Annotated in this window: 5 protein-coding genes and 2 pseudogenes; 6 read left to right on the top strand and 1 reads right to left on the bottom strand. The window is 49.7% G+C overall.

What is annotated here, in order from left to right; all coding sequences use genetic code 11:
- Positions 1–248 precede the first annotated feature (248 nt).
- Entirely contained in the window at positions 249–641 is a 393-nt protein-coding gene (locus FTU66_RS13365) for a TraK family protein (RefSeq protein WP_052928019.1), read from the bottom strand.
- A gap of 329 nt (positions 642–970) precedes the next feature.
- Between FTU66_RS13365 and traJ the strand changes: the two genes are divergently transcribed.
- From traJ to FTU66_RS13565, 6 genes and pseudogenes are all read left to right on the top strand, one after another.
- Positions 971–1,345 (top strand): conjugal transfer transcriptional regulator TraJ, encoded by a 375-nt coding sequence (traJ, locus tag FTU66_RS13360; RefSeq protein ID WP_033472343.1) that lies wholly within the window; start codon positions 971–973, stop codon positions 1,343–1,345.
- Positions 1,342–2,217: pseudogene (traI, locus tag FTU66_RS13355) on the top strand (TraI/MobA(P) family conjugative relaxase); the annotation flags it as partial. The gene traJ and the pseudogene traI, both read left to right, overlap by 4 nt.
- Before the next feature lie 26 nt (positions 2,218–2,243).
- Positions 2,244–3,146, top strand: a pseudogene (locus FTU66_RS13350) (TCR/Tet family MFS transporter); the annotation flags it as partial.
- Complete coding sequence (locus FTU66_RS13790; protein ID WP_233735431.1) at positions 3,138–3,323, top strand: GyrI-like domain-containing protein; 186 nt, start codon at positions 3,138–3,140, stop codon at positions 3,321–3,323. The pseudogene FTU66_RS13350 and the gene FTU66_RS13790, both read left to right, overlap by 9 nt.
- A 159-nt stretch (positions 3,324–3,482) precedes the next feature.
- Positions 3,483–4,340 carry an SDR family NAD(P)-dependent oxidoreductase gene (locus FTU66_RS13345; RefSeq protein WP_120366351.1) on the top strand — a complete coding sequence of 286 codons (858 nt, stop codon included), beginning with the start codon at positions 3,483–3,485 and terminating at the stop codon, positions 4,338–4,340.
- A gap of 27 nt (positions 4,341–4,367) precedes the next feature.
- Positions 4,368–4,520 (top strand): hypothetical protein, encoded by a 153-nt coding sequence (locus FTU66_RS13565; RefSeq protein ID WP_180007116.1) that lies wholly within the window; start codon positions 4,368–4,370, stop codon positions 4,518–4,520.
- Positions 4,521–4,586 lie beyond the last annotated feature (66 nt).

Below are 4,586 nucleotides of genomic sequence, written 5' to 3'. Positions count from 1 at the left end.
GCATGTTCCGCGTCCTTGCAATACTGTGTTTACATACAGTCTATCGCTTAGCGGAAAGTTCTTTTACCCTCAGCCGAAATGCCTGCCGTTGCTAGACATTGCCAGCCAGTGCCCGTCACTCCCACTCAAATGTTAATAGGCCGCCTCTATGAAGGGGGCTGTTTTCGGGGTCGATTTCCAGGGGTTCATTGACACTTGAGGGGCGGGCTATGCCTTCCCTCTTGGCGTCCAATCCGCCCCTTGGGGCGTCAAATCAAGTCCGCTTTGTTCGGGCTGGGGTTGAAGTTGAAGCTGGGAATCTCCCCCGGCTTATGGCTGGCTGATGGTACTGGTTTGGGTGTCGCTGGGGTGGCTTTCTTGGGGGCCGGTTGGGAGGATGCCGGCGGTCTTGCGGTGGCCTTTTCAGGCTCGCCTGGCGACCGAATCAGACTGTTCACATAGCTGATAAAAGCATCATATCCGAAGCTGATTTTCCCTTCATCGTGCAGCGTTTTCCAGATGGCTTTTACCGGCCAGCCATCGGTCAAAGCCTCTTTTATGTCGTCGCGCTGGGCCAGGAAAGCCGCCCGATTCTGTCCTGAACGGGTGGGCTTTTGGGTCTGCATTTGCGCTGCAATGCGCTCTGTAAGCCGTTTAGTCATGCCGATTCTACCGCCTTTTATATGTCGATTTATCCGCGATTTAATGCCGATTCTATCGCTATTAAAGCGATTGTAAGGCGACTAAAGCCAGATTGCACGCCTTATGCGTGGAATCGGCTTGTGTTTGTCGATAAAACGGGTTATAGCCGGTAAATGGTAGTGATGTTAAAGTGGTGGTGAAGCGGGCAGGATGTGTGAAGTAGGCCCACCATGCAAGCATGGTGTTCCTCTTCACTTCCCCTTATTCGCACCTGCGGCGCTCAACGGGAATCCTGCCCTGCGGGGCCATCGGCGGACGCCGGAATAAGAGAACCAGGAGGACGCCAAAGATGGAGGCGACAGAGCAGAAGGTAACGAGAAAAAGCAGCACGCCGATCAAGGTGTATTGCCTGCCGGAAGAGCGGGCCGCCATTGAGGCCAACGCACAAGCGGCTGGCTTGAGTACGTCTGCTTTTTTGCTGGCCGTGGGGCAGGGTTACGCCGTCCAGGGCGTGACCGATTACGAGAACGTGCGCGAGCTGGTGCGGGTCAATGGCGACCTGGGCCGCCTCGGTGGTCTGCTGAAATTGTGGCTGACCGACGATGCCCGAACGGCCCGGTTCAGCGCTGAAACTGTCTTGGGCCTGCTGGCCCGGATTGAGGCCAACCAGGACGAAATGAGCCGATTGATGGAATCTATTGTGCGACCCAGGGCAGCATCATGATTGCCAAGCATGTTGCCATGCGTTCCCTGGGCAAATCAGACTTTGCCGACCTGGCTAAATACATCACCGACGCACAGAGCAAAGACCACCGGCTGGGCCATGTTCAGGTCACGAATTGCGAGGCGCATTCAGTGCGCGATGCCATCACCGAAGTGCTGGCCACCCAGCACATGAACACCAGGGCCAAGGGCGATAAGACCTATCACCTGATTGTCAGTTTTCGCGCCGGCGAGAATCCCGATGCCGACACCTTGAAGGCGATAGAGGAACGGATTTGCCAAGGGCTAGGGTTTGGTGAGCATCAGCGTATCAGCGCCGTGCATAACGACACCGACAACCTGCACATCCACATTGCCATCAACAAGATTCACCCGACCAGGCACACGATGCACGAACCGTACTATCCGCACCTGGCGCTGGCCGACTTGTGCGAGACGCTGGAACGGGACTATGGCCTGGAGGCAGACAATCACCGGCCGCAGCAGCGCGGGGCGGCATCGAGGGCCGCCGACATGGAGCGCCATGCCGGCGTGGAAAGTCTGGTGGGCTGGATCAAGCGCGAATGCCTGGACGACATTAAAGCCGCGCAGTCCTGGACGGAGCTGCACCAGGTCATGCGTGATAACGGCCTGGAGATTACGCCAAGGGGTAACGGGTTGGTGATCCGGGCCGATGACGGCACGATGGTCAAGCCCAGCACCCTGTCCCGCGATCTGTCCAAGCCTGCCCTGGAAAAGCGGCTGGGAGCCTTTGAGGCGTCACCGGATCAGCAGGAGAAGCCGCCCAGGCGGCAGTATCAAAAGAAGCCGGTACGGTCACGCGCTGACACCACCGAGCTTTATGCCAGGTACAAAGTTTTTTATCGCCAACTTATCAATGATAAATAAAAGTCACATCTATGTCAAAATCACTTATAACCGCACTCATTGTTGTCGCGCTTGATGCGATTGGTTTGGGATTAATCATGCCGGTGGTTCCGGCTTTATTAAATGAATTTGTACCGGCAGAGCAAACAGCATTTCACTATGGTGTTTTTTTATCGCTTTATGCGTTTATGCAGGTCTTTTGCGCGCCCGTTTTAGGGCGGTTATCTGACCGCTATGGACGGCGGATTATTTTGCTGGTTTCATTTTTAGGTGCCACGATTGATTATAGCATAATGGCGGCAGCGCCTGTTTTATGGGTGCTTTATATCGGCCGGATTATCTCAGGTGTTACCGGAGCAACTGGTGCAATCGCGGCATCAATTATCGCTGATACAACTAAACAGGAAGAACGTGCGCGTTGGTTTGGTTTTATGGGGGCGTGTTTTGGTGCAGGTATGATTGCAGGGCCTGCTATTGGCGGTGTTCTTAGTGATATATCTGTGCATGCGCCCTTTGTGGCAGGGGCTCTTCTCAATGCAATTGCCTTTTGTTTGGTGGCTTTCTTGTTGCCCAAAACGCCGTCACAACCGCCTGAAGGACAGCCAGCCAAAATCAATTTGTTTGAAGGCTTTCGCTTCAATTTTGCAGTTCAGGGACTTGCCAGCTTTTTTGCGTTGTTTTTTCTTATGCAGCTGATTGGGCAGGCGCCCGCCGCTTTGTGGGTGATTTATGGCGAACAGCGCTTGAATTGGGATATTGGCACAGCAGGTGTGTCGCTGGCCGTTTTTGGTGCAGCACATACATTCGTACAAGCTGTTTTAACCGGCACTCTTTCAAAGCGACTGGGTGACCGCGGTGTGTTGCTGCTTGGAATGGGCGCTGATATGTGCGGGTTTTTATTGCTGGCTTTTATCACGCAAAGCTGGATGGCGGTATTCTCAGGAACGGGTCCTATACCAGGAGCAATTCAAGAATTGCAACAGCAGATTTTTACTGAATGGTTACCAACTTCAGGTTTTGAATATGCTGAATTGCCAGATATCGAATTATATTTAGATGCTAATCCTCAGAATGCACAGTTCCAAATATGGCTCCCGATTCGTGCAAAATAAAAAAGTTGTGGCAAGTTTTTTGCCACAACTTTTTTTGAATAAAATGACTCTTAGTATTTTATAACTGACAATCAGCATATTAGATACTATAGTTGTTGTTGGCCTTTTAATTTGTTATAATCATATTGAGAGTAATTAGGAAAAAAGGAGCGTGGACAGATGACTAGAACGTGGTTTATTACTGGTGGAAGTAAAGGAATTGGTTTTGAGACAGTAAAATTAGTATTAGAAAATGGCGACCAAGTCATTTCTTTTTCTAGAACAGAAGGAAAACTCAGCAGGTTAAAAACAGAATATGGATCTTCTTTGCTGATCTGTTTAGGCGATATTGAAGAACGAGACATGGTAGTAGCCGCTGCTGCTAAGGGAGCAGAAAAATTTAATGGCATCGATATTGCTTTGAGTAATGCGGGAATGATGCTTGGAGGAATGATTGAGGAGACAACAGAAGAAGAGGCGCGTCAGATAATGAATGTAAACTTTTTCGGTTCTCTTTGGACGGCTCAAGCGGTTTCTCCTTTTTTGCGAGACAAATCAGGTCGTTTTATCCAAATGAGTAGTATCGGGGGCATCATGTCTTGGATGACTTCAGGTCTATACAGTGCTAGTAAATTTGCGGTAGAAGGATTGACGGAAGCTTTAGCACAGGAACTGGCTCCTTTTGGTGTTCATGTGACTATTGTTGAACCAGGAGGTTATTGGACAGATCTTTACAAGAAACTGCATAATAGTAAACGCTTGCCGGATTATCAAGAACTGCATCAACAAATGGATGCCTTCGCAAAAGAACAGGAGGGTCAGGCGACAGATAGTGACCCTATATTAGCAGCAAAGACAATCTTAAAACTTGCGGCATTGCCTGAACCACCACTACGTCTAATATTAAGTGATTCTCTTTTTGATGGGGTGATCGAAGCAACGGAAAATAAAATCGCCGGGTGGAAAGCAGAGGAGAGCCTCAGTCGGGAATCAGAAAAATTGATTCCAATGCCTGAAGGGTATTTAGCTGATAAGTAGATGACGACAGGAAAGTGACAATAAAAAATGAAAGAAATCATTGAAGAAATTCAAGCATACAAACCTTTTACACAGCAAGAAGCAAATGATCAAAAACTTTTTCTAAAACAAATACAATTTACGTATAGGAAGAATAAACGCCCTTTTCACCCAAGTCCAACAGCTTTGGACCGCAGTTGACTCTTTCGACACCCCTGCGATGCAACCCAATCCGGCTGACGGGGAGCCAGCAACGCTGAAAATTTA

The sequence above is a fragment of the Acinetobacter sp. YH12131 genome, from assembly GCF_013418635.1.
Lineage (GTDB): Bacteria > Pseudomonadota > Gammaproteobacteria > Pseudomonadales > Moraxellaceae > Acinetobacter > Acinetobacter towneri.
Note: the sequence above shows the minus strand (reverse complement) of the source record. Positions and strands in the feature narration are given on the sequence as shown.

What these genes read in the sequence shown, in the direction of transcription:
- FTU66_RS13365 (WP_052928019.1), bottom strand. Translation starts at nt 641, where the DNA reads ATGACTAAACGGCTTACAGAGCGCATTGCAGCGCAAATGCAGACCCAA.
- traJ (WP_033472343.1), top strand. Translation starts at nt 971, where the DNA reads ATGGAGGCGACAGAGCAGAAGGTAACGAGAAAAAGCAGCACGCCGATC.
- FTU66_RS13790 (WP_233735431.1), top strand. Translation starts at nt 3,138, where the DNA reads ATGGCGGTATTCTCAGGAACGGGTCCTATACCAGGAGCAATTCAAGAA.
- FTU66_RS13345 (WP_120366351.1), top strand. Translation starts at nt 3,483, where the DNA reads ATGACTAGAACGTGGTTTATTACTGGTGGAAGTAAAGGAATTGGTTTT.
- FTU66_RS13565 (WP_180007116.1), top strand. Translation starts at nt 4,368, where the DNA reads ATGAAAGAAATCATTGAAGAAATTCAAGCATACAAACCTTTTACACAG.